This is a genomic window from Agrobacterium sp. SORGH_AS_0745, from assembly GCF_030818995.1.
Classification (GTDB): domain Bacteria; phylum Pseudomonadota; class Alphaproteobacteria; order Rhizobiales; family Rhizobiaceae; genus Agrobacterium; species Agrobacterium tumefaciens.
Genome location: NZ_JAUTBI010000003.1, coordinates 317,924 through 342,882, shown reverse-complemented (window position 1 = coordinate 342,882; position 24,959 = coordinate 317,924). Strand labels below are relative to the sequence as shown.

The following is a 24,959-nucleotide window of genomic DNA, read 5'->3' as shown; positions in this document are numbered from 1 at the left end:
ATTTCCCGGCTAGACTATTCTCGGAGGAGACAATCATGAACGATATGAGCCATGCGCCGCAGCCGGCGCAAACGAACCCGCATGTCCGCCTCGTCGGTCGCGTTGCCGGTGTAGCGGATCTTTTCCGGTCCAGCGCCCGACAAACAGAGGAGACGCGCCGCGTTCCCGCCAGTCATATCGCGGCGCTGCGCGGCATCGGCTATTTCGATGTCGTCAAACCGCGGGCTTTCGGTGGGCAGGGCGGTGAATTTGCCGAGCTTGTCGAAGCCAATATCGAGCTTTCGGCGGCCTGCGCGTCGACTGGCTGGGTTGCCGGCCTGCTTTCCGCCCATCAATGGCTGCTGGCGATGTTTCCAGAGGAGGCGCAGGCGGATGTCTGGGACGAAAACCCTGACGCGCTTCTGTGTGGTTCCTATGCGCCGGTAAAGATGGCGGAGGCCGCTGACGGCGGTTACCGCCTGAGCGGCAAATGGGCCTTTGCCTCGGGCTGCGAGAATGCCCAATGGTCTCTCTGCGCCGCCATCCTGCCGCCGCAGGGCGAAGGCAGGCCGGTTCCGGCCTTCCTTCTCGTGCCTGCAAGCCAATATGCCATTGAAGACACGTGGCATGTGGTCGGACTGGCCGGCACGGGTTCCAAGACGCTGGTTCTCGATGATGTCTTTGTTCCCAAACATCGGGTTCTGACCTTTCCGGACGCGACCAGCGGCCACACGCCGGGCGGGCGGTTTTATGCGCAGGAAGGTCTCTTCAACATGCCGCTTCTTACCGGCATTCCTTCCTGTCTCGCCTCGGCTGGCGTCGGCGCAGCCAAGGGTGCCCTGGCAGCCTATGTCGATCATGTCGGTGGCCGGGTGACCCGCGGTGCGGTGGCGGGCGGCAATAACCGCATGGCGGAATTTCCAACCATCCAGCTGCGTGTCGCGGAAGCCGCTGCGAGCGTGGATGCCGCTTGTGAAATCCTGTTGCGCGACGTTGCGCGGGCTCAGGCACTCTCACAGGCAAGGCTTGAAGGGCGGGCGGAATTTTCGGTGGACGACCGGCTATTGAGCCGTCGCGGCCAGTCCTTTTCGGTCTCTCTGGCGCTACGCGCCGTGCAGGCACTCAACGATTCCACCGGCGGTGTCGGGCTCGATCTTTCCAATCCGGTCCAGCGGGCCTGGCGGGATGCGAATGCGGTGGGCCGCCATATCAGCATGAACTGGGATGCCGTGGGCACCATGATCGGCCAGAGCATGCTCGGCCTGGAACCCAAGGGCCAATATTGACCGCACACGTGGCGGCAACTGAACAGCGATTTTCGGAGGAAATAACATGCAAGGCAAGGTCGCTCTCGAAGAGCATTTCGCAATCCCGGAAACACTTCAGGATTCGGCCGGGTTCGTGCCCGGTGATTACTGGAAGGAACTGCAGCATCGCCTGCTCGACATTCAGGATACGCGCCTGAAGCTGATGGATGCGCATGGCATCGAAACCATGATCCTGTCGCTGAATGCGCCGGCGGTGCAGGCTATTCCCGACAAGAAGAAGGCGATCGAGATTGCGCGCCGCGCCAATGACGTCCTGGCTGAAGAATGCGCCAAGCGGCCGGACCGCTTCCTCGCCTTCGCAGCCCTGCCGTTGCAGGACCCGGATGCGGCGACCGATGAGCTTCAGCGCTGCGTCAACGATCTCGGTTTCGTCGGCGCGCTCGTCAACGGCTTCAGCCAGGAGGGCGATGGCCAGACACCGCTTTATTACGACCTGCCGCAATATCGTCCATTCTGGGGCGAGGTGGAAAAGCTTGATGTGCCTTTCTATCTGCATCCGCGCAATCCGCTACCGCAGGATTCCCGCATCTATGACGGCCACCCCTGGCTGCTTGGCCCCACCTGGGCGTTTGCGCAGGAAACGGCGGTTCACGCGCTGCGCCTCATGGCATCAGGCCTGTTCGACGAGCATCCGCGCCTCAACATCATTCTTGGCCATATGGGCGAGGGCCTGCCCTACATGATGTGGCGCATCGACCACCGCAATGCCTGGGTGAAGCTGCCGCCGCGCTATCCGGCCAAGCGCCGTTTCATGGATTATTTCAACGAGAATTTCCACATCACCACCTCTGGCAATTTCCGCACCCAGACCCTGATCGACGCCATTCTGGAAATCGGTGCCGACCGCATCCTGTTCTCCACCGACTGGCCCTTCGAGAACATCGATCATGCCTCCGACTGGTTCAATGCGACGAGCATTGCCGAGGCCGACCGGGTAAAGATTGGACGCACCAATGCGCGTCGCCTGTTCAAGCTCGACGGAGCCTGAGCCATGCAGCCGTTCGTCTATACGACGGCCCCGGCCCGCATCGTCTTTGGCACGGGTAGCTCCGTGGGGGTGGCGGAGGAAATCCGTCGCCTCGGGCTGTCACGGGCGTTGGTGCTTTCCACACCCCATCAGAAGGGCGATGCGGAGGCTTTGGCCGCCCGGCTTGGCCCATTGGCTGCCGGTGTTTTTTCCGATGCGGCCATGCACACGCCGGTCGAGGTGACGAAACGGGCGGTCGAGGCCTATCGCGCTGCCGGTGCCGATTGCGTCGTATCGCTCGGCGGCGGCTCTACCACCGGTCTTGGCAAGGCCATTGCCTTGCGCACCGATGCGCCCCAGATCGTCATTCCAACGACCTATGCCGGCTCTGAGGTGACGCCCATTCTTGGCCAGACGGAAAATGGCGTGAAGACCATCCTGCGCGGTCCGGAAATCCTGCCGGAAGTGGTGATTTACGACGCCGAGCTGACACTTGGATTACCTGTTGGCATCAGCATGACCAGCGGGCTAAACGCCATGGCCCACGCGGCAGAGGCGCTTTATGCTCGGGATCGCAATCCCATCGCCAGTATGATGGCGGTGGAAGGGTTGCGGGCGATGATCGAGGCGCTTCCCGGTGTGAGGATGGAGCCGCAAGATACCAAGGCGCGCGAAACGGCACTTTACGGCGCGTGGCTGTGTGGCACGGTGCTGGGCGCTGTTGGCATGTCGCTGCATCACAAGCTTTGTCATACGCTGGGCGGCAGTCTGGACCTGCCGCATGCGGAAACCCATGCGGTGCTCCTGCCGCACACCATCGCTTATGTGGAAGAGGCGGTGCCGGATCAGCTTGCGCCGCTGGCCGCACTTGTCGGTGGCAGGGCAGGGACGGGTCTTTACGATTTTGCCGCCCGGCTCGGCGCGCCGGCAAGCCTTGCAGCACTCGGTGTTGGCGAGGAAGATCTCGACGCTATGGCCGAGCTTGCGACCGCCAATCCTTACTGGTGCCCGCGGCCAGTTGAAAAAACCGCGATCCGCGCCCTGTTGCAACGCGCCTTCGAGGGCGCAAGGCCGGAGTGATCCGGCAAGCGGGGAGCGGCAATGATGGGAGGAGGACATTATGGACATGAAAACAACCGGTGACGACGGCTATTTCGTCGAGGAACGTTCGGCCGAAACCGTGATTGCCCGTATGCGCGATTGTGACGATCCGCGTCTCAAGGAGATCATGGCGGTCGTCACCCGCAAGCTTCACGAGGCGGTGAAAGAGATTGAGCCGACTGAAGAGGAATGGATGAAGGCGATCCATTTTCTGACCGAGGTCGGCCAGATCTGCAATGAATGGCGGCAGGAGTGGATCCTGTTCTCCGATATTCTCGGCGTTTCCATGCTGGTCGATGCGATCAACCACCGCAAGCCGAGCGGCGCGTCGGAATCCACCGTTCTCGGGCCTTTTCATGTGGCCGATGCGCCTGAGATGCCGATGGGCGCCAATATCTGCCTCGACGGCAAGGGCGAGGACATGCTGGTAACCGGCCGCATTCTCGACACCGACGGAATGCCGGTCGCAGGCGCCCGCATTGACGTCTGGCAGGCCAATGACGAAGGTTTCTACGACGTGCAGCAGAAGGGCATTCAGCCCGATTTCAACCTGCGTGGCGTATTCGTCACCGGTGAGGACGGACGCTACTGGTTCCGGGCGGCGAAGCCGAAATATTACCCGATACCGGATGATGGCCCTGTCGGGCAGCTTCTGCGGGCCATGGGGCGTCATCCCTACCGACCAGCGCATCTGCACTACATCGTTTCGGCAGAAGGCTTCACCACGCTCGTCACGCATATTTTCGACCCTGATGATCCTTACATTCGTTCGGATGCGGTTTTCGGTGTGAAGGAAAGCCTGCTGGCCGATTTTCAGCGCGTGGAGGATGCGCAGAGGGCGCAGGAGCTTGGGTTCGCCAACGGCTGGTTCTGGTCGGTGGACCACGATTTCGTGCTCGCCCGATGACCGCCGGTAGCGACCGTCCCCGGCTCTATGTGCGTTTTGCGGAAAGTGATCCCGCTGCCGCTGAGCAAAGGTTGGCGCAGATGAGTGCCCACAAGGCTCATTTACGCAACGAAGATGGCGTTCCGGAAGGATTCAGAATTCTCGCATCCGGCCCGATGCAGGCGGAAAGCGGAGGGTCTGCCGCGGCCCTCATCATTGCTGAAGCCCGCTGTATCGAGGACGTCATGGCTTTTAGCGACGCCGACCCTTTTGTCATTCACGGCGTCTATAACCGCATTCGTATTTTGAGCTGGACGCCGACTTTGTCGAGGATTTCGGGGCTGGAAGGCGACTGAAATCCACGCCTCCAATGGCTGTTGGCAATTGTTAATATTTCAATTGCAATTTTTGCAAACGCAACATGTAATCGAAGGCGGGTGATACCGGCGATATGTGTCTTGACAGGAGCGAGACGCACATCAGGGTGGAGCAAGCCGGGCACCCAGGGAGCAATCGCAGGAACGGGAAGACGTCGATCCATTCCGGGTGGCGCGTTCATGCGTGAAAGGGAGGAATATGTCCACGAATTATATGAGCGCCGCCTCGGTGCGGACGAAGAACCCGGCTGGCGTCATCGCGACATGCGGCCTGATGATCATGTTCGACGGTTACGATCTTGTCGTTTACGGCGCGGTTGCACCGGCGTTGCTGAAAGAAGGCGCATGGGCGCTCAATCCGGCCATGGTCGGGCGCGCTGCCGCCTTGACGCTGGTGGGCATGCTGCTCGGCGCGCTGTTTGCCGGCACCATGGCGGACCGTATCGGCCGCCGGAAGGTCGTTCTCATCAGCCTTGCCGGATTTTCAGCGATGATGATTGCCTCGGCCATGACGCCGAACTTTCTTGCTTTCGAAATCACGCGCTTCTTCGCCGGTCTCGGCCTTGGCGCGCTCTTGCCGACGGTGACGGCGCTGGTGCTGGAGTTCTCGCCGCCCAAGCGCAGGGCGCAGGCAAATTCCCTTTCCTTCCTCGGTTATCTTATCGGCGGCATCATTTCCGGCCTCATGGGTATTTTGCTTCTGGAGAGCTATGGCTGGCGGCCATTGATGCTGATCGGCGGCCTGCCGCTTATTCTTCTGCCGATCTTCATGCGGTTCCTGCCGGAATCGCCGGAATGGCTGGCAAGCAAGGGCCGGCAGGCAGAGGCAGACGGGATTTGCGACACTTACGGCCTGCAACGCATTACGCCGCATGCCAAGATCCAAAAGGGCGGCGTGGGCGCCCTCTTCTCGGAAGGCCGGCTGCTTTCGACGCTGAATGCCTGGGGCATTCACTTTTGCTCGCTTCTGCTGACCTTCGGCATGGTCAACTGGCTGCCCACCATCATGAACAAGATGGGCTACGACATCAGTTCGGCGCTCAGCTTTTCCATCATGCTCAATGTCGGAGCCGCAATTGGCATTCTCATCGGCGGGCGTTTCGCCGACAAGGGTAACGTTAAAGTGGTTGTGGCCGTCCTTTTTGCCATTGGTGCGGCCTCGATCTGGGCGTTGACGGTAAACAAGGGGCCGTTGCTCTATCTCTTCGTTGCCCTTGCGGGTGCGGGAACGATTGGAACCCAGATTCTTGCCAACGTTCTGGTCGGGCGGCTTTATCCTGTCCATATTCGCGGTACGGGTCTTGGCTTTTCCCTGGCCGTCGGGCGGCTGGGCGGCATCGCCGGTCCGATGATCGGCGGTCTCGTGCTGCAACGGGGCCTGGCTCCGGAGTGGAACTTCTACATTTTCGGCTCGGTCGCGCTGGTCGGGCTGGCTTTGACCGTATTGACCCTGCTCTACCGCACTTCAGGCGACGGGCGGGTTTGACTAAGATGATGTTGGCCGCAGGGCAAAACCTGCGGCCAGCACTAATAGATGGTCTAACCTCTGCGGCGGCTGCGGAGTTGCCCCAACGTCGCGAGTGTATTGCCGCTGATGGACGTGCTGCCGCTGCCGAATAGAGCGAGACGCGGATCCGACGTTGCGTTGTTCGCTTCGAATGTCAGCAAAAAGCGATTGACCAGTTTTTCGACCTTCTTGGGGTCCTGCAGGTCCTTTATCTTCAACTTCTTCTCGATCATCTTTGCCTGCGCATCCACCTTGGAGTTTGCGGTTTCTGCGGGAATTCCAAGGGCGGTGCGGGTGAACTCCGCAAGCGCATTATCGGCGAGTATGTCGTAGGGATTGGAAATGCTGGCAGCCATGCGCTTGAAATAGAGCGCAAGGCGAACGCCGGAATTTTCTTCGCCGACCCGCTGTTCCAGCGTCTGCCGAACATATTTGTCGCGTGTTTCCATGAGGCTGCGGGTGTTCTGCACGCTCTGGCCGGCTTTCGCGACGATATTCCCCTTGGCGTCGAAATTGAAGGAGCCGGCAAGTGCGCGGAAGCGGGCATCTTTTTCGGTATTGGCGAAACTTTTGGGGTCCTTGAGGTCGGACTTGAAGATCTTCTTGAGGTAGTCGGTGGTGACCGTTTTGGGGTCGATACGCTGCGCAATCAGCATGAAATCGAGAAGGCGGCGGTCGGAGAGCAATTGATCGACGGTTTCAATCGTTTCCATTTTCTGGCGATAGTAGGTGACCTCCTTTTCGCCTTTCTCCCTGACCTTTTTGTCCTTGTCCCAACGGGTAACTTCCTTCAGATAATTTCGCGATATTCGAGTGATCTCGTTTTCCGACTGGGCGAGCCGGGGTGAGCCGATCTTGCCCTCGGCATCAAAGTTGAAAGCCTTGGCCAGCCGCACGAAACGCTCGTCTTTCAAAGTATAAACGTAACTTTTCGTGTCTGACAGATCGCTGGTAAATACCCGTTTCAGCGTGAAGGACGAGGCTTCTTCAGCGGTAATATCGAAGGCCTTCAGGGCGAAGTTTCGAATGATGACCGCGCCCTGCGCGTTCGACAGAAAATCCTCGAGATTTTTCGTCAGGCCGATGTAGCGCTGGTAGTTCTTGATTGCCTTTTCGTCCGCTGCTTCGTCCTTGTCATCGTAACGGCTGAAGTAGAGGTTCATCATGGTGTTGAGCTGTTCGGCGGTCTGCGCGACCTTGCCGGTCTTGATCTTGCCATCCGCACCGAAATTGAAGGCGCGTGCCAGATCGACAAGACCTTTGTCCTTCTCCTTGTGGATAGGGCTTTGCGGATCATTCGGATCCTGCAAGACGGCCCAGCCGATTTTCTTGTCCGTCTCATCATTGTCGGTCAGATTGAAGCTGACGATGAGCATCGTTCTCAGGCGCGCAAACTGCGTCATCTGGCTGGCCTCGGTGATGGTTTTCATCTTGTCGGCGAAATACTCGCGGTTGAGAACAGCTCCGGCCTGTGTCAGGCGGGGATTTGAAAGAACGTAGGTTTCGTTAATCAGTCGCCTCTGCGCAGTCGTCTGCGCCGGCATGCCGTCATCTACGCGGCCGTCGTCCCGGAAATTAAACGCGGCCGCCATCTCGAACAGTTTGTTGGCATCGTTGATACGCTTGTTATATTGGCTGATCAGGTAGTCGATCTTTGCGAGCGCCGGTTTGTCGGTGGACGCGACGCCTGCACGTTCTATGCGCAGATCGGCCGCCTTTGCCTTCCACTCCGGTATCAATGACTTGTAGGTCTTGTTGATGTAGCTATCGGCATTGCTGATATCGCTCGTCAGAACGTTTTTGACGTGCTTGTAGCTGAAGGTCTCGGGGTCGATGCCGAAGGATTTGAAGATATAATCCCGAAGCCGCGTGTTCTTGAAGATATCGTCGACATGCCCGACCTTCTCGATGGCAATGTTATAAAAACGGGTCTCTTCCTTTAATTCGGTGCCTTCCTGTTCGATCGTAGCGTGATAGGTGGCAATCAACCGGTCCTGCTGGGATTTTGTCTGAACCGATTTTTCCGCTTTGATCGTGCCGAAATCGAAAGAGGCAGCGAAGTCGCGGTATCGCGTATCCTTCAGTTTGTTTGCGAAGCTGTTCGGATCGTTGAGATTGCTTTCCAGCACCTTCTTCATGAAGGCGGTGGCATAGATCATTTCCTCCAGTCCATGTGCCTTCATGGCGTAGGAATAGAGCCGGAAGTCCTTCAGGAACGCGTCGAGGTTTTTGACCTTGCCGATATTATCCGCATAATATTTGGCGTCGCGCGATACGACGGGGTCGTTCGCGACGCGTTTCAGCGACAATTCCATATCACGATTGTAAAGAGCGTAAGTCGTATATGCGGGCAGCACCATTTGTCTCCGAAAAAACTATGGCAAAATCTGTGCGTGAACCAGTTATGAAGCGGATAATTGCAGTATAGTCTTGCGCGTAGCTGTATAATTAAAAGTAATATTTAGAGTAAATATTTTGTATTATTAAATTAGTTGAGATTTATATTGATTGTTTGGTGCGTGGCTGCGTTCAGATCGCGTGCAGGCAGAAGCGGCCCCAAGCGCCAACGCCAACACCACGCCGGCAGACAAAGGGGAAAGACTTGGCAAAAGCTGAGGGCGGCACATTTGTCCGGGCTGTTGGGACAGACATGCGAAAATACCGCTGGCAGCGTGTTCAGCGCTATCCTGAGGCAAGGCCGGATTAGAGGCTTTTTCTAGGGCAGTTCCGGGTACCGCTACGGGTTCTTGCGGGAGACGGGGGCGATGGTCGCCATCTGCAACAAAGTGCGCTCATTCGTGCGTTTGGCTCGCGCCAATGCATCGTCGCGGTCTTCCGGCAGCGTGTAGGTCATGTAGGACAGCGAGGTTTCGAGGTCGTTATTGTTGTGTCCGAGGATGGCCGCGAAATAGCTGTTCTTGGTGACATGGGGCGGCGCGAAATTGTGATACGCCACCTCCGCATAAAGGTGCCGCAAGCCATAGGGCTTGGGCAGTTCTTCCTTCGGCCAGAGATCCTCGAACAGATTAAAAACCGTGTCCCGAAGCAGCAGGCGGGTTTCCGATGAAAAATCGTCGATCGACATGCCGCGCCACAATTTTCCCTGCCCGCTTTCGCGCAGGCGCTGGTAGGCGGACAGGATGGTTGCGGAGCGTGCAAGGACCGGAATCTCGTAGGTAATCCCGAATTTCGTTCCTTCGCCCTGCTTCGTCTTGGCCTGGCCGTTAAACAGGATGCTCCATTTGGAAACGCCCTTGCCATAGGGGGCGGGTGAAAACTCGGCCTGCGTAAAGACCTCGTAGGGGCGTCGCCCCGTCATGCCGATCAGGCCGATGCCGATCATCAGCGGATCGTTGGACTTGAGACAATCCTCGCAAATCTTCAGAACCTGCCGGTAATTTTCGAAAGTGATCAGCGCACCATGCTTGTTGGCGATCTTCTCCATCTTCACCCGGCGTGCCTCGTCATACATTGCGGCATCGCCGGTGGCGATCTTCAGCATTGGATGCTCGTCACCGAAGGCTTCGCGGATGGCGTTACGATATTTGGTGATGTAGGAAATGATCGTCGTCTGGGCGCGGCCCTTTATGACGGCGATTTCGGCGTCCCACAAGGCCTGCATCTCTTCTTTCGAGCCCAGGCCGTTCATCGCTGCAATAAAATCCGCGATCCGCAAAAGCACTGTCGGCTTGCGGCCGGCGGTGTTGAACTCCGCCCGTTCGATCTTTTCGACAATGGAGGTCGCCACGCCGGTTTTCGGATAGTCGGCCCGCTCTATATAGGTCTTCAGCCGCTCCCGCAGCTTTTTCATGTTGCAGATGGCAAGCGGGGTGCTCTTTGCGCCAAATTCGGCCTTCAGGGCATAGCGATATTTCATGATGTAAAGTTCGAGCGTCTTTTCCGTGCGGCCATTGTCGAAATGGTAGCGGACCTCTGCGTCCCAAAGATCGCGGATTTTTTTGTTTCGCAACGCCTCGCTGCTTTTCATCGCCTCCCTGACCCGACCGACGAACTGGTCGATGCGTTCCACGAGAACTGGAGTTTTGGTCTTTCGTGCGAGCATGCGGCGGCCCCTGAACCGGTCGGGAAATATAAAATCTATGATTGGTAATCAACAGAAGCATGGTTGCGGAAATGCCATGGATATCCGCCGCCAGCATATTTCTTTTGAATAATAGTTTAATCGATTCCGCAAGTATGGCCGTGATGCGTGGAACCTTCAAGGAAGGTTTGCGACCCGAGATCGGTAATTCGGGGAGCCGGCATCCTGCCGGCGGCGCTTCGGGTGATTGAATTCTGATGGAAGTATGGGCTTCGGGAATTCTCCCGAAACCGCAGAGGTTGCGACAGCCTATTTCGGTAGCCGGGTTTTCAGGGAGGTCACGATGCGCTTGGCAAGCCCCTCATAGTCCTCATCGAAATGGTGGCCACCTTCGATGCCGACCGTCTCCACGCCCTTTGCCTTCAGGCCGGGGCAGGGGTCTTCATCCTCTTCCTCCGTGCCATAGACGCATTGCACCAGCTTCGGATCGATCTTGACGATGTCGTCGATGGTCTTGCCGCCCTTGCCTTCGCCGGCAACGCCGAGCCAGCCCTGGACGGAAATCTCGAAATCGACTTCGGTCGAAAGTCCAAGCAGCGTCAGCTGCACGACATGGGATTTCGCGCGTTCGGGCAGGAGATTATAGGTGGCGGGAATGATATCAGCGCCAAAGGAATAGCCGATCAGCACGACATTCCGAACCTTCCATTCCTTGCGGTAGGTGTCGATGATGCGCGCAAGGTCATTGGCCACTTCCTGCGGTTGTTTTTCTTTCCAGAAGTAACGCAGGGCATCGACGCCGATCACAGGTATCCCCTGCTTTTGCAGCGCGCCGCCGACTTCCTCGTCCAGATCGCGCCAGCCGCCGTCACCGGAATAGATCACCGCCATGGTGTCCATCGCCGGGCTTGTTTCGAGAACCGTGATCGGCAGGCCTAGCGGGCTGCTGGTATCGCCCGCCGCATCGACCTTGTCGGACAGGGTCTGGGACAAAATCTCATCCGCCTTGCCTGTCACATCTGTCACTTCGATATCTGGATGAAGCTTCACCAGGGCGTTAACGTGGTCGCGGCCCTTCTGATCCGCATCGGGCGTGAACAGCACGCTGACAGGAGCTGGCAGCGGGCCATCGGTCAGGCCATAAACCGTTTCACCGTCCACCTTGTCCTTGGTGGCGGGGGTGCAGAGTATCTTCTCAAGCGGCAGGCCAGCCTTGGGGTCGACCGCGATGGCTTCCTGAACGGTGGAGACTGGGCTTTGCGCGATCATGGCGAGCGCCAGCGTTCCGCCCTTGCCGATGCCGGTGAGGATAGGCTGGCGATAGCTGGCCGTCCCGGCGGTGCGCTGGATCTGCTGCGACAGCGACTCGATGTCCGAGATCATATAGATACACTCGTCATCATCGGCCTCGAGTGCCTTCAGATATTCCTTGAAATCGATGCCGACCACCGCGGCACCCTTTTCCACCAGTGCTTTGGCGCGTTCTTCGTCGGTGCCGGTCCATCCGTCCGCATCGGAAATCAGGAAGACGCTGGCGAGAATCTCACCATCCGGCACCATGATGTGCTCGGCGGGAATCATACCGGTGTCATAGGCTGGCTTGTCCTGCGAAAAGGCGGCGCTGGAAGCAAACAACGGGGAGAGGAACAGGGCGGAAGCGGCAAGGGCTGCCTTCAGCATGCTGTATTTTCTCATTTTCCGATCACTCCTCTGACACCGCCACTGATCAGAACCGTCGCGTCCATCAGCGCCAGAGCGGCGTCTGCGCCATTCTGTACGGCGAGGTAACGCGGTTCCCATTTCGGGTGGAACTTCGTCTTGAACGCACGAAGGCCCTTAAAGTTGTAGAAACGTTCGCCATGTTCGAAAAGCGTGCTGCCAATGCGGTCCCAGACCGGTGCCGCATCGCGCTTCGACATGCCGGACATGGGTGCCATGCCGAGATTGAAGCTTTCATATCCCGCCTCGCGCAGGTGCTGCATGATGCTGACGAAGAGGAAATCCATCGAGCCGCGCGGTGCATCCGGTGAAAAGCGCATGAGATCGACGGTGGCTTCCTTTTTCGTGTCCGTCACCATCAGATTGGCGAAGGCGGTGATCTTGCCATCCTTGCGCAGCACGGCGACGGGCTGGGAGAGAATGTAGTTGGGCTCGAACGCACCAAGAGAAAATCGCTTTTCCCTTGTATTGTGGTGAGGTGAGCCAGCCATCCGAGACCTGCTTGAGATCATCCAGAATATCGGCAACATGCGATTGCTCGACAACTTCGAAGGTCAGCCCGTCGCGGGCGCCGCGGCTCAGTGACTGGCGAAGGGTCGCGAGCTTGCCGCCCTTCAATTCGAATGCGGTAAGATCGACCAGCGCCAGTTCGCCAAGCTTGAAGGCACGCAGGCCCGCATCGGCGCAATGGGACAGGAGGAAGGGCGAAATCTGGTAGAAGGCGGCGCGCGCACCCGCCGAACGGGCGGATTCCACGAATTGCCAGACCAGATCGGGAAAATCCTCCTCGTTACCGACGGGGTCGGCGAAGGCTATCCATGATCGGCCCTGAATGCCGTACATGATGAAGGCGCTGCCGCTTTCCGAGAACATCACATGCTTGTCGCCCATGCGCACCAGATTGGCATCGGCCGAATCCTGCTGCATGACGATGTCGGTTGCACGTTCAACGTCTTCCGGCTGGATGGAATCCGGCTTGAAAGTGACCGGCCGCATCAGGCTGAAAATTGCAATGGTGGAGGAAGCGAGCACCAGGCCGAGAAGGGCGCGCAGACCGCGCGGGGCTTCTTCGGAGAACTCGAATTCCCACCACAATGTGTGGCTGTAATCGGTGTCGCGGTAGACGAACAGAAGGATCGTTGCCGCGCCGGCGATGATGACGGCCATAGCGGCGAGCCAGCTCGGTCCCAGCGCCTGTTTGACCAGCGAGGCATGACGGTTGAAGCTGCGCATATTGAGGGCGAGCGCCGCGATGAAGATGCCGAGGAAGATTGCCTCGAAAACGGCGATCGCCTTCACCAGCGACAGGATGAGCGCCAGCGATGCGGCGACAAGGGCAATCCACCACGCCCCATCCAGCCGCTGCCCGAGGCCGCGGGAGGCGACAACGAGGCCAAGGCCGAGAATGCTCGTCAGAAAGTGCGCCGCCTCGATGATCGGCAGTGGCACGAAATTCGACAGGAAATCCAGATTGCTGCCGGGCGTCGGAGTCACGCTCGAAAAGATCAGCATGGTGCCGAGAATAATCGCGAAGGTGGAGAGCAGCGGTGGCGCCAGCCGCACGGCAAGCTGGCTGATATCGGAGACCACCGGCTTGGCCGCGAACTGCTTCATTTCGGAAACGATCATCACCAGAATGGCAACAACCAGCGGCAGGACGTGATAGATGACGCGATAAAGAACGAGGCTTCCGAGCAGCTGATCGACGCTGATCGCGTTGCCGAGCCCGGCTACCATGACCGTTTCGAACACACCGAGACCGGCGGGAACATGGCTGAGAACGCCAAGGCCAACGGCGGTGGCATAGATCGCGAAGAATGTCGGCCAGCCGAGATGTGTCTCGGGCAGGAGCACGTAAAGCACGGAGGCGGAGGCGGCGATATCAAAGGCGGAGACGAGGAACTGGCGCGAGGAGGTGCGGCTGTCGGGAAGGCGCAGTCGCCATTTGCCAAGCCGGATCGCCTTGCCGTTGCGGCCGACGTAGGCGGTGGTAACGAGAACGGCAATGACGGCGAGCGCTCCGCCCCTTAGAACAGTCGGGTCGAGACCGATGATGGCGGCGATGCGTGGTGCGACGATGAAGGTCGAAAGGGCGCTGACCGACAAAAGCCCCAGCCCGAAGGACAGCGTGACGAAGGCGATGACACGGGCGATGTCACCCGGCGAAAGTCCCAGCCTGGAATAGGCGCGAAAGCGTATGGCGCCGCCGCTCAAGGGGCCAAATCCAGCAGTGTTGCCGATGGCGTAAGCGGCAAAAGCGGTGGCCGCCATGGACGGGAAGCGCACCTTTTTTCCGACATATTCGATCGCGTTGGCGTCATAGAAAATCAGCGACAGGAAGCTCAGCGCCGTAAAGACCATTGCAAGAAGAATGGCCGGAAGCGAAGTGTCCAGAAGGGCTGCGATCACATCATCGTACCGCACTTCGGATGTGAGGCGGTAAATCGCAAACGTCATCATCACGAAGATGAGCGTAATGGCGATGGCCGTCAGATAGGGCCGGTTTCTGGCAAAGAAGCTTTCAACCGGGGATTCGGTAATATCGGTCTGTATAATTTCGCTCTTGTCTGCCATTTGCTTTTTCCAGCGCCAGTCCCTTGGTTGGCGAACCACAGGATTGTGTCGCTAATTCGTTTCGGTTGAGGAAATTTGCTTAGCAGAAATGCGTGACGTGTCGATGTGAAGTTTGGCGACAAACCAACGGGATTTTCGCCGTTAAAATGAAAAATGCAACCAAAAAGAGCGATGTTCAAATTTTAGATCAAAAACTCCGTGAATTAAACGTTCCGATTGCTTGGAGGCGATGTTTGATGTGATTAAACGCTTCTTTCAATTGAAGGAAATGCAAAATGAACATGCCTACAAGAATAGTAATTTCGCTGATCGCAGCCCTTTTGGTGGGCGGCGGCTACATGGCTTATGACAAGATGCGGGGCGCCGAATGGGTTGTCTCGCCGCAGCAGATCGCTGATGCGAAGGCCGGCGGGCAGGCCGGATATGAATCGCGTCCGGGAACAGTGACCGTTCTGCCGATCCGTAGCGAGACGGCGGATGTACTGCCGATCAAATGGGCCATTGCTGGTCTGGTCGCAGGCCTGCTGGCGTTTCGGTCCACGGGCAAAAAGAAAGCGGCAAAGGCCTGAGGCCTGCCGCTTCATGTCTCCGGCACGGAAGTCCGGGGAGAATGCCAAAGTCGGGGCGCGTTACGCGCCCCACGTTTTCTCCAGCACGCGTACCCAGTTGCCATGGCAGATCTTGGCGAGTGCGGCGTCGTCATAACCGCCGTTGCGTAGGGCTGTGACCAGCAATTGCAGATCGGCCGCATCCTTCATGGCTGCTGGAATGGTGGTGCCGTCGAAATCCGAGCCGAGTGCGACGTGATCGATGCCGATGCGGTTGACGATATAGTCGACATGGCGGACCAGTTCGCCAAGATCGGTAGCCGGGTTCTTCACGCCGTCCTGGCGCAGGAACAGAACGCCGAAATTGATGCCGGCAAGACCGCCTGTGTCGCGGATCGCGTCCAGCTGGCGGTCCGTCAGGTTGCGGCTGTGGTTGCACAGCGCATAGGTGTTGGAATGGGACGCCACCAGCGGTGCGTCCGAAATCTTCGCGATGTCCCAGAAACCCTGTTCGTTCATGTGCGACAGGTCGACCATGATCTTCAGTTCGTTGCAGGTCTTTACCAGCCGTTTTCCGGCATCGGTGAGGCCGGGGCCGATATCCGGTGTCGACGGGAAGCGGAAGGGAACGCCGTAGGCGAAGATGTTCGGGCGGCTCCAGACCGGGCCGAGCGTGCGAAGGCCAGCCTCGTGGAGAACATGCAGCGCATCCAGATCGGCGCCGATCGCTTCTGCGCCCTCGATATGGAAGACGGAGGCAAAGGCGCCCTCTGCCATCGCGCTGCGGATCTCGGCGGCCGTGCGGCAGACTTTCAGCGCACCGCCTGATTGTTTCTCGGCGCGGAACAGTAGGGCCGCCATGCCAAGCGTCGCCTTCAGCGCGTCCGCTTCAGCCGGTGTCGTGAAGTCGCCGTTCGCGTCCTTCTCCATGCTGGGCGAGGGGACGTAGATGGCGCAGAGGCCACCGGCCAACCCGCCCTTCCTGGCGCGCGGCAGGTCGATGTGGCCGACCGTATCACCCTCGATGAGAAGCGTTTCGGGAGAGGCATTGCCCGATCGCCATAACCGCAGAAGCACGTCGTTGTGGCCGTCGAAGACGGGTACGGTTTTTTCATCGGTCATGGTCATTCACCTTTGGATACGGGCGGGGCGCGGGCGCGCGGTCGTCAGACTTTTGAGAATTGGTAGAGGAAAGGTCAAGGTCGGAGCAAATGCAATCCGTGCATAGGCTCTGCCAAATTTGGAATTGGTCGCGCCTCGTTTGCTCGTGGTAATCGCGGGAAAACATAAAAAAAATGACTGGATTGGGGCGAACCCATACCGTTTCCGAAAAATAAGGTCCGAAAGGGGATTTTCGATGATTTCAAGACGCAACCTGCTGATTGCCGGCGCTGCTGTACCGTTCCTGTCCTATGCGCACATTCCGGCATTTGCTGCGACACCCAAGGATATTCTGGTGGTCGCGCAGCAGCTGGACAACATGACGAGCCTTGATCCGCATGAGGGTTTCGAAGCCGTCGGCGGTGAAATCATGTCCAACATGTACCAGAAGCTGGTGCGGGCGAACCGTGAAGATTCCACCAAGGTCGATCCGGTCATCGCGAAGTCCTGGGAAGCCGATGCGGAAAGCAAGGTTTTCACCTTTGTGATCGGTGACGATGCGACCTTCTCGAGCGGTGCGAAAGTGACCGCGGAAGACGTGGCCTTTTCTCTGCAGCGCGCCATCAAGATGAACAAGAGCCCGGCCTTCATCATCGGCCAGTTCGGCTTCACGCCTGACAATGCCGAAACCACCATCGTTGCCGCCGACGAAAAGACGGTGAAGCTGACGACGGCAAAGCCGACCGCAATCTCGTTCCTGCTCTATTGCCTCTCCGCCAATATCGGCGCGATCGTTGAAAAGAAGGCCGTGCTGGCAAATGCCTCGGGCGAAGACCTCGGCAATGGCTGGCTGCAGAAAAACAGCGCCGGTTCCGGCGATTTCATGTTGCAGGCCTGGAAGCCGAGCGAGAGCGTAGCGCTCACCGTCAACCCGAATGGCCCCTACAAGGGTAACATCAAGCGCGTCATCCTGCGCCATGTCACCGATCCGTCTTCCCAGCTTCTGATGTTGCAGAAAGGCGATATCGACATTGCCCGCGACCTGACTTCGGAACAGCTGCGTACCGTCCAGAACGACGCCAACATCGAGTTGCAGCGCAAGAGCATCGCCTCGCTGGTGCTGATCTCGCTCAATCAGGGCAATGAGAACCTTGCCAAACCACAGGTCTGGCAGGCCATCAAATGGGCGCTGGACTACAAGGGCATGCAGGAAAACATTGTGCCGCTGACGCACAAGGTTCACCAGAGCTTCGAGCCGGAAGGTTTCCCCGGCGCCGTCAACGACACGCCGTACCAGCGCGATGTCGAAAAGGCCAAGGCGCTGATGGCGGAAGCCGGTCTTGCCGACGGTTTCGAAATCACCATGGATCACTATTCCGCCCAGCCTTACCCGGATCTGGCGCAGGCCATCCAGGCAAACCTTGCCGATATCGGCATCAAGGTGCGTCTGCAATCTGCCGAGAACCGTCAGGTTCTGACCAAGATGCGCGGGCGCGAACACCAGATGGCGCTTTCCGCCTGGGGCACGGATTATTTCGATCCGCATTCCAATGCCGATGTCTTCAACATCAACAAGGACAATGGCGACGACGCCAAGTCCAAGCCCTTCCTGTGGCGTTCGCGCTTCAAGAACGACGACTTTGCCGCGAAGGCAGAAGCCGCCCGCGACGAGAAGGACCCGGCAAAGCGCATCGAGCTTTATGAAGCGCTGCAGCGCGAGCATATGGAAAACAGCCCCTTCGTCTTCATGTTCCAGACGACGAAGACTGCCGCGTTCCGCAAGGGCGTTTCCGGCTTTGAACTCGGCGTTCTCTCCGAGGGCAATTCCTACCACGATGCTAAGAAAGCGTAACATTGAACAAGCGCGTCAAAAGCATATCGTCGACACTGAGCAGCGTCATTCTGACGCTGTTCGGGTTGATGGTCATCACCTTCCTGATCGGGCGCGTCATGCCTGTCGATCCCGTCATTGCGGCAGTCGGCGACAACGCGCCTGAAGACGTCATTGTGCGGGTTCGGGCCGAAATGGGCCTGGACCAGCCACTGGTCGTTCAGTTTTTCCACTATGTGTCGCAAGTGCTGCACGGTGATTTCGGCAATTCCATCCTGACCCGCAACCCGGTCTGGATCGATATCAAGCGCGTTTTCCCCGCCACCTTCGAGCTTGCTACGGCAGCACTCATTCTCGCTGCGCTGATCGGCATTCCGCTCGGCGTATGGGCCGCCGTGAAGCAGGGTAAGTTGACGGACCAGATCATCCGCGTCGTCTGCCTTGCCGGCCATTCCGTGCCCGTCTTCATGCTGGCGCTGATTTCGCTGCTGGTATTTTACGCCACGCTTGGCGTCGCACCCGGACCGGGCAGGCAGGACATTATCTATGACGGCATGATCTCGCCGGTCACGGGGCTAATGACGGTCGATACGCTGCTTGCGGGCGACTGGGACGCGTTTTACGACGCCATCGCCCATATGGTGCAGCCCGTCTGCATCCTTGCCTATTTCAGCATGGCCTATATCACCCGCATGACACGCGCCTTCATGATCGATGCGCTGAAGGGCGAATATGTCATTACCGCCCGTGCCAAGGGGCTTTCGGCAATGACCGTTATCTGGGGGCACGCCTTCCCGACGGTTGCCGTACAGCTCGTCACGGTTCTCGCACTCACCTATGCCGGCCTTCTGGAAGGTGCCGTGGTGACGGAAACCGTCTTCAGCTGGCCGGGCCTTGGCCAATATCTCACCGTCTCGCTCATGAACGCGGACATGAACCCTGTCGTCGGAGCGACCCTGTTGATTGGCCTGATCTATGTCGGCCTCAACCTGCTCGCAGACGTACTTTACCGAGTAATGGATCCCCGCGTTCGATGATGTTAGCAACTTTCAGAAACTGGGCTCTGGATGAGACGCCGCATTCCCGCAGGCAAGCTGCCTGGGGAAACCGGTACCGCATCTGGCTGAACCTCAAGTCCAATCCGCTGGCGGTGGTCGGTCTCACGATCATCATCGTCTTCATTGCGCTGTCGCTGCTGGCGCCGTTCATCGCGCCTTATGATCCGGCCGCGCAGAACCTCGGCAACCGCCTTGCCTTCCCGAGTGCCGAGCACTGGTTCGGCACGGATGAGCTGGGTCGCGACATTCTTTCCCGCATTCTTTATGGTGGTCGCGTCACGCTCGGCATGGTCATTGCCGTCGTCGTTCTCGTTGCGCCGATCGGTCTCGCCATCGGCTGCATCGCCGGTTATTTCGGCGGTATCGTCGATACGGTGTTGATGCGGGTGACCGATGTGTTCCTGGCCTTCCCGCGCCTCATCCTGGCGCTTGCCTTCGTCGCGGCGCTGAAGCCTGGCGTCGAAAGCGCCATTCTCGCCATTGCGCTCACCGCTTGGCCGCCCTATGCGCGTCTCGCTCGCGCCGAAACCATGACGGTTCGCGGCAGCGATTTCGTTGCGGCCTACCGGCTGACAGGCGCTTCCGCCTGGCGCATCATCGCCCGTCACATCGCGCCGCTCTGCGTGCCGAGCCTCATCGTGCGCATCACGCTCGACATGAGCTCGATCATCATCACCGCCGCAAGCCTCGGCTTCCTCGGCATGGGCGCGCAGCCGCCTTCGCCGGAATGGGGTGCGATGATTGCGACGGCCAAGCGCTTCATCTTCGAACAATGGTGGGTCGCCACCATTCCGGGCATCGCCATTTTCCTCGTCTCGCTCGCCTTCAACTTCCTTGGCGATGGTCTGCGCGACGTGCTCGACCCGAAGGGACATTGAGCCATGCTGGTCGAAATCGAAAATCTGAAGATCGCGTTCCAGACCCGCACCAGCCGCTTCGAGGCGGTGCGCGGTGTTTCCATGAAGCTCGGAACAGAAAAGCTCGGCATCGTCGGTGAATCCGGTTCGGGCAAGAGCCTCACGGCGCGCGCGCTGATGAAGCTTCTGCCCTCCAATGCTGATATCAGGGCCGACAAGCTCTCCTTCGACGGTATCGACGTGCTTTCCGCCAGTGAAAAGCAGATGCGCCAGATCCGAGGAAAACGGGCAGGTTTCATCCTTCAGGATCCGAAATATTCGCTGAACCCGGTCAAGACCATGGGTGCACAGATCGCGGAAGCCTGGCGCGCCCACAAGGGCGGCAGCAAGCGTGCGGCCATGGAGGCGGCAATCGCTCTGCTCGATCAGGTGAAGATCCGCAATCCGCGCCAGGTCGCTTCGTCCTATGCTCACGAGGTTTCCGGCGGCATGGGCCAGCGTGTCATGATCGCCATGATGCTGGCGCCCGATCCCGAGCTTCTGATCGCCGACGAACCGACGAGTGCTCTCGATGCCACGGTGCAGGCGGAAATCCTGCGGCTGATCGAGGAGCTGGTATCTGAACGCGGCATGGGTCTCATCCTCATCAGCCACGACCTGCCGCTAGTCTCGCATTTCTGCGACCGCGTGGCTGTCATGTATTCCGGCCGGGTGATGGAGGAACTGAAGGCTTCCGAACTCCTGAAAGCACAGCATCCTTACACGCAGGGTCTCTTGAACTGCATTCCCTCGCTGACGCATCCGCGCGAGCGTCTTCCCGTTCTCAACCGTGATGCAGCGTGGTCCAGCCTATGATCGACGTCGAAAATCTCCGTATCAAGTTCGGCCACCGTGAAGTGGTGAAGGGCGTGTCCTTTTCGGTCGAAAAGGGCGGCAGCTTCGGCATAGTTGGCGAAAGCGGCTCGGGCAAGTCCACCATCCTGCGCGCCATGGCCGGCCTTAATGAAAGCTGGGAAGGCCGCATTGCCTTTGCCGGCAAGGATGCGCCGCTGAAGCGCACGCCGGAATTCTTCCGGCAGGTGCAGATGGTGTTTCAGGACCCCTATGGTTCGCTGCATCCGCGCCAGACCATCGACCGCATTCTCAGCGAATTGCCGTTGGTGCACGGCATGGACAATATCGAAAAACGCATCCAGCAGGCGCTATCGGATGTGGCCCTGCCGCAGGCAGTGCGCTTCCGTTACCCGCACCAGCTCTCCGGCGGTCAGCGTCAGCGCGTGGCGATTGCGCGTGCGTTGATTGCCGATCCGCAGGTTCTGCTGCTCGATGAGCCGACTTCGGCGCTCGATGTTTCAGTGCAGGCGGAAATCCTGAACCTGTTGCAGGATCTGCGGGCGGCGCGCAACCTCACCTATATCCTCGTCAGCCACAATCTGGCTGTTATCGCGCATCTGTGCCCACAGGTGGGCGTGATGCTGAATGGTGAAATGGTCGAGCAGCTGAATGCAGGAGATCTACGCGAAGGCCGCACGAAACACCCGCATACCGAAGAGTTGCGCAGCCTGAGTATCCGGTTGGAAGAGCCGGCTTGAGCCCACGTCGCACATAGATCGAGCGGATGCTGCTCGCTTCTTCTTCCCACCGGGGAGAAGGTCGCGGCAGCGGTATGAGGCTTCCCACAGGACCCACGAAGATACGAGACCGAACAATGTCACAGCAATTCGACTGGAACGCCGCTTCAACGCTTGCCGAGAGTTTCGTCTCGCAATGGGCCGGCAACGAGCCAGGCGGAGCGGTGATCGGTTTCGATCTAGATGGTATCCGTTTTGCCCATGCGGGCGGGGTTGAGAGCCTTTCGACGTTTGCACCGTTCACGCCGAAAAGCGTGGTGCGTTACGCTTCCGTCACCAAACATGCCTTCTGCGCCATGGTGCTTGCCCATTCCGATCTGATCGGGCTTGACGATCCGCTCGGAAAGCATCTGCCGGAGTTGCAATCGCCACTCCGCGACGTCACTGTCGGGCAGGCGCTGGATATGAGCGGCGGGTTGCCGGACACGCGCGAATGCCTCTCGCTGCTTGGTCTTTCCGTCTATACCGAAACGAAGGCCGGCCCGCTTCTCGACTATCTGTCGCGGCTGACCCGGCTGAACTTTCCGGCCGGCAGCGAGGTTTCCTATTCGAATACCGGTTATCGTCTGGTCGAGGCGGCGCTGGAGCGCCATGGCTTCCGTTTTGACGATTTCGTGCAGACGCAAATTGCCGGACCGTTCGGTGTTTTCCTGAAGGCGCCGGACGTCTGGAACGATCCGGTCGACGGATTGGTGCCGGGTTACTGGAAGGCTGAGAGCAACTGGCAACTTTCGGCGGCGGGGCTGCATATTTCCGCTTCCGGCAGTCTTGCCGGCAGTGCCGAAGCGCTGACCCGCTGGCTGCAGGGGCTGATGCGGGGAGAGGGCAGCTTTGCCGGCGTTCTGGACGGGCTTTCCACCGAGCGGCGGCTCGCCGATGGACGGATGAGCGAATATGGTCTCGGCCTGCGCTGGTCACATCTCGGCGACAGACGTTTCGTCGGTCATGGCGGTTCGCATCCCGGCTACAAGACGTATTTCCTTCTCGACCCGGAAAACGGCACGGGTTTCGTCGTGGTATCGAACCGCGAGGATACCAACGGCTTCAAGATTGCGCTGGAAAGCATGGCGGCCCTGACCGGTCTGCCTTTACCCAAACCCGCCGCCCGCTTGCCGGAAGGCCTCTATGTCACCGAAAGCGGACCGTGGTGGCTGGAGATCAAGGGCAGTACCTCGACCTTCATCGATGGCGACGACACGCTTTATGAAGATGCCGATGGCTGGGTGTCATCGCGCTCCGCATCCTCTCCGATGCTTCTGAGGCTCGAGGGCGACGCCATCGTCGGCGAGGCAGGCCACGCCGCTCGTCGGTTCCTGCCGGTTGGTGACCATGCGGTGCCCGATGAGCTTTCCGGATCTTGGCGCTCTATCGAAGGGGCGGAATTTACGATTTCCGGTTCGTCGCTGACCATGGGTATCGGTCCCACGCGCCGCTCCATGCCTTTGACGGCGCTCGGCAATGGTCGCTTCCTCTTCACGCTCTCGGACGGGCCGTGGACGAAGCGCATCTGCCTCAATCAATTGAGCGACAGCCGGATAGAGCTTGTGGCGAGCCGGGCGCGAATGATCGAATATTCAAGAAGCCTTTAACAGGGTTTCAATCAGCTGCTATTGCTCCTAATAAAGACCCTTGTTCCAGCTAAAGGCCGGTTCAACATCTTTGTGGGAGAACAGGCCCTTGGAAGTCAAATGGCTCGAGGATTTCCTGGCGCTGGCCGGAACGCTCAATTTTTCGAAGGCGGCGGAAGAGCGGCATGTGACGCAATCCGCTTTCAGCCGGAGGATCAAGCAGCTGGAAGCCTGGGTGGGCGCGACGCTGGTCGATCGCGCTTCCTATCCCTCACGGCTGACCGAGGCCGGGGTGAAGTTCGTTCCGGTGGCGCAGGAAACCCTGAAGCAGCTTTACCACGCCCGTCGCACCCTGTTGCAGGAAGACGGTGAGGATGCCAGAACAGTGCGGCTGACGGCGCTGCACACGCTGTCTTTCACCTTCTTCCCGGACTGGCTGAAACGGGTGAACGAGAAGGCGGGACCGCTGTTTTCGGTTCTGCGGCCTGATTCCGGCAGCATGGAGGAGAACCTCAATTCGCTGGTGGACGGGCAGAGCGATTTCCTTCTGACCTACGCCCACCCCGAAGTGCCGATGCTGCTCGATGCGCAGACCTTCGAATTCCGCGTGCTTGGCGCGGAAAACATCATTCCCGTTTCCGCCCCCACAGAGGACGGCGCACCGCTGCACAGCCTGACGGAAAGCGCGAAAAAACCCTTTGCCTATCTGGATTACGAAAAAGCATCGTTCTTCGGGCCGCTGTTGCGCGATCTCCTGAGTGCGCGCCTGCCGAAATTCGAGCGGGTGCATGAGGGCAGCATGTCGGTGGGGCTGAAAGCCATGGCGATGGCGGGATGGGGTGTTGCCTGGGTGCCGGAAAGCCTGATGCGGCACGAGCTGGATAGCGGCGCGCTGGTGCGTGCCGCCGATCACAGTTTCGATATTGCCGTGGATGTCCGGCTTTATCGTTCCAAGGAGAACCGCCGTCCCGTTGTCGAGCGCATATGGGCGGTTCTCGAAGATTGATCCTGGTCAGATCGCGGTGCGGTGGGCGTTTTCGAGATAGAGCGCGCGCAGGCGTTTCACCATCGCGCCTGGTTTGCCATCACCCACCGGCTTGCCGTCGATCTTCGTCACCGAAACCACGAAGTTGGAGGCGCTGGTCAGGCAGGCTTCGTCTGCGTTCATCGCCTCTTCCAACGTGAAAGGCCGTTCTTCCAGCGTGAAACCGGCCTCCTTGGCCAGTTGCAGGGCGGCAAGGCGGGTGCAGCCGGGCAGGGTCTTGTTGCTGTTGCCGCGGGTGATGATCTTCCTGTCGCCGGTGATGATATAGGCGGTGGAGGATGCGCCTTCGGTGACGAAACCATCCTCGATCATCCAAGCCTCATCGCAGCCTTCAGCCTTGGCGATGCGTTTTGCCATGACCTGCGGCAGCAGGCAGACGGTCTTGATATCACGGCGCGCCCAGCGCTGGTCGGGAACGGATTTGACCGCAATGCCGGCCTCTTCCACGGCTGTGCCGACGAGTTTCTTGGCCTGCGTGAACATCACCAGCGTCGGCTTCAAATCGGCGGAAAACAGGAAGTTGCGGTCTTCCGCGCCGCGCGTCAGTTGCAGGTAGATCATGCCTTCGACAAGGTTGTTGTCGGCAATCAGGCGACGTTCGGCCTCGACGATTTCCTTTGTTGTGACCGGCAGCGGCACGTCGATTTCGCGGGCGCTGCGTTCCAGCCGCGCCATGTGCAGGTCGCTGTCGATCAGCTTGCCTTCGAGAACGGAGGTGACTTCATAAATGCCGTCGCCGAACAGGAAGCCGCGGTCGAAGATGGAAAGGCGGGCTTCCGCCTCTGGCAGGAATTCGCCGTTGAGATAAACGATGCGACCGGATTGGCTAGTCATGAAAAC

19 protein-coding genes and 1 pseudogene are annotated in these 24,959 nt (G+C 59.0%); 14 read left to right on the top strand and 6 right to left on the bottom strand.

The genetic code is table 11. The features are described 5' to 3' along the window. Positions 1-35: 35 nt before the first annotated feature. The 6 genes from graA to QE432_RS11545 all read left to right on the top strand — a co-directional run bounded on the left by graA (position 36) and on the right by QE432_RS11545 (position 6,124). On the top strand, positions 36-1,265 hold the full coding sequence (gene graA / locus QE432_RS11570; protein WP_306624320.1) for an FADH(2)-dependent resorcinol hydroxylase oxygenase component: 1,230 nt from the start codon (positions 36-38) through the stop codon (positions 1,263-1,265). Positions 1,266-1,311: 46 nt separating this feature from the next. Next, positions 1,312-2,295 carry a gamma-resorcylate decarboxylase gene (tsdA, locus tag QE432_RS11565; protein WP_174049974.1) on the top strand — a complete coding sequence of 328 codons (984 nt, stop codon included), beginning with the start codon at positions 1,312-1,314 and terminating at the stop codon, positions 2,293-2,295. 3 nt (positions 2,296-2,298) lie between these two features. Next, on the top strand, positions 2,299-3,354 hold the full coding sequence (gene graC, locus QE432_RS11560; RefSeq protein WP_306624318.1) for a maleylacetate reductase: 1,056 nt from the start codon (positions 2,299-2,301) through the stop codon (positions 3,352-3,354). A 40-nt stretch (positions 3,355-3,394) separates the two neighbouring features. Next, complete coding sequence (gene graB, locus QE432_RS11555) at positions 3,395-4,282, top strand: hydroxyquinol 1,2-dioxygenase (RefSeq protein WP_065662121.1); 888 nt, start codon at positions 3,395-3,397, stop codon at positions 4,280-4,282. Next, positions 4,279-4,617: a YciI family protein gene (locus QE432_RS11550; RefSeq protein WP_113555675.1), complete on the top strand. Its 339-nt coding sequence runs from the start codon at positions 4,279-4,281 to the stop codon at positions 4,615-4,617. Before graB ends, QE432_RS11550 begins: the two co-directional genes overlap by 4 nt. Positions 4,618-4,837: 220 nt before the next feature. After that, on the top strand, positions 4,838-6,124 hold the full coding sequence (locus QE432_RS11545; protein ID WP_013636793.1) for an MFS transporter: 1,287 nt from the start codon (positions 4,838-4,840) through the stop codon (positions 6,122-6,124). 53 nt (positions 6,125-6,177) lie between these two features. Here QE432_RS11545 and QE432_RS11540 read toward each other — a convergent pair whose 3' ends face one another. The 4 genes and pseudogenes from QE432_RS11540 to mprF all read right to left on the bottom strand — a co-directional run bounded on the left by QE432_RS11540 (position 6,178) and on the right by mprF (position 14,480). Then, on the bottom strand, positions 6,178-8,505 hold the full coding sequence (locus tag QE432_RS11540) for a DUF1217 domain-containing protein (protein WP_162632858.1): 2,328 nt from the start codon (positions 8,503-8,505) through the stop codon (positions 6,178-6,180). A 377-nt stretch (positions 8,506-8,882) separates the two neighbouring features. Beyond that, entirely contained in the window at positions 8,883-10,208 is a 1,326-nt protein-coding gene (locus QE432_RS11535) for a telomere resolvase (protein WP_306624316.1), read from the bottom strand. A gap of 288 nt (positions 10,209-10,496) precedes the next feature. Then, the gene (locus QE432_RS11530) at positions 10,497-11,867 is read right to left on the bottom strand and encodes a virulence factor (protein WP_019565052.1); all 1,371 of its coding nucleotides are present in this window, start codon (positions 11,865-11,867) and stop codon (positions 10,497-10,499) included. Between the two features lie 11 nt (positions 11,868-11,878). Next, positions 11,879-14,480 (bottom strand): annotated as a pseudogene (gene mprF, locus QE432_RS11525) (bifunctional lysylphosphatidylglycerol flippase/synthetase MprF). A 275-nt stretch (positions 14,481-14,755) separates the two neighbouring features. On the opposite strand from mprF, the gene QE432_RS11520 reads away from it, so the two are divergent. Further along, positions 14,756-15,049 carry a hypothetical protein gene (locus QE432_RS11520; protein WP_003514125.1) on the top strand — a complete coding sequence of 98 codons (294 nt, stop codon included), beginning with the start codon at positions 14,756-14,758 and terminating at the stop codon, positions 15,047-15,049. A gap of 60 nt (positions 15,050-15,109) precedes the next feature. Here QE432_RS11520 and QE432_RS11515 read toward each other — a convergent pair whose 3' ends face one another. After that, positions 15,110-16,150 (bottom strand): dipeptidase, encoded by a 1,041-nt coding sequence (locus tag QE432_RS11515; protein WP_013636788.1) that lies wholly within the window; start codon positions 16,148-16,150, stop codon positions 15,110-15,112. Positions 16,151-16,385: 235 nt separating this feature from the next. Here QE432_RS11515 and QE432_RS11510 point away from each other — a divergent pair, with 235 nt between their 5' ends. From QE432_RS11510 to QE432_RS11480, 7 genes are all read left to right on the top strand, one after another. Then, on the top strand, positions 16,386-17,981 hold the full coding sequence (locus QE432_RS11510) for an ABC transporter substrate-binding protein (RefSeq protein WP_003514121.1): 1,596 nt from the start codon (positions 16,386-16,388) through the stop codon (positions 17,979-17,981). 2 nt (positions 17,982-17,983) lie between these two features. Next, positions 17,984-18,997: an ABC transporter permease gene (locus QE432_RS11505; RefSeq protein ID WP_003514118.1), complete on the top strand. Its 1,014-nt coding sequence runs from the start codon at positions 17,984-17,986 to the stop codon at positions 18,995-18,997. Beyond that, positions 18,994-19,896 carry a nickel transporter permease gene (gene nikC, locus QE432_RS11500; RefSeq protein WP_003514116.1) on the top strand — a complete coding sequence of 301 codons (903 nt, stop codon included), beginning with the start codon at positions 18,994-18,996 and terminating at the stop codon, positions 19,894-19,896. Before QE432_RS11505 ends, nikC begins: the two co-directional genes overlap by 4 nt. A 3-nt stretch (positions 19,897-19,899) precedes the next feature. Further along, on the top strand, positions 19,900-20,730 hold the full coding sequence (locus QE432_RS11495; protein ID WP_003503986.1) for an ABC transporter ATP-binding protein: 831 nt from the start codon (positions 19,900-19,902) through the stop codon (positions 20,728-20,730). Continuing rightward, positions 20,727-21,467, top strand: a complete 741-nt coding sequence (locus QE432_RS11490) for an ABC transporter ATP-binding protein (RefSeq protein WP_111790581.1) — start codon at positions 20,727-20,729, stop codon at positions 21,465-21,467. Before QE432_RS11495 ends, QE432_RS11490 begins: the two co-directional genes overlap by 4 nt. A 116-nt stretch (positions 21,468-21,583) precedes the next feature. Further along, positions 21,584-23,095, top strand: a complete 1,512-nt coding sequence (locus QE432_RS11485) for a serine hydrolase domain-containing protein (protein ID WP_111790582.1) — start codon at positions 21,584-21,586, stop codon at positions 23,093-23,095. Positions 23,096-23,183: 88 nt separating this feature from the next. Next, positions 23,184-24,080 (top strand): LysR substrate-binding domain-containing protein, encoded by an 897-nt coding sequence (locus QE432_RS11480; protein ID WP_080797741.1) that lies wholly within the window; start codon positions 23,184-23,186, stop codon positions 24,078-24,080. A gap of 6 nt (positions 24,081-24,086) precedes the next feature. Here the strand turns inward: QE432_RS11480 and QE432_RS11475 are convergent, their stop codons facing one another. Then, a complete protein-coding gene (locus QE432_RS11475; RefSeq protein WP_003514109.1) occupies positions 24,087-24,953 on the bottom strand; it encodes a D-amino-acid transaminase in 867 nt (288 codons plus the stop codon). Positions 24,954-24,959 lie beyond the last annotated feature (6 nt).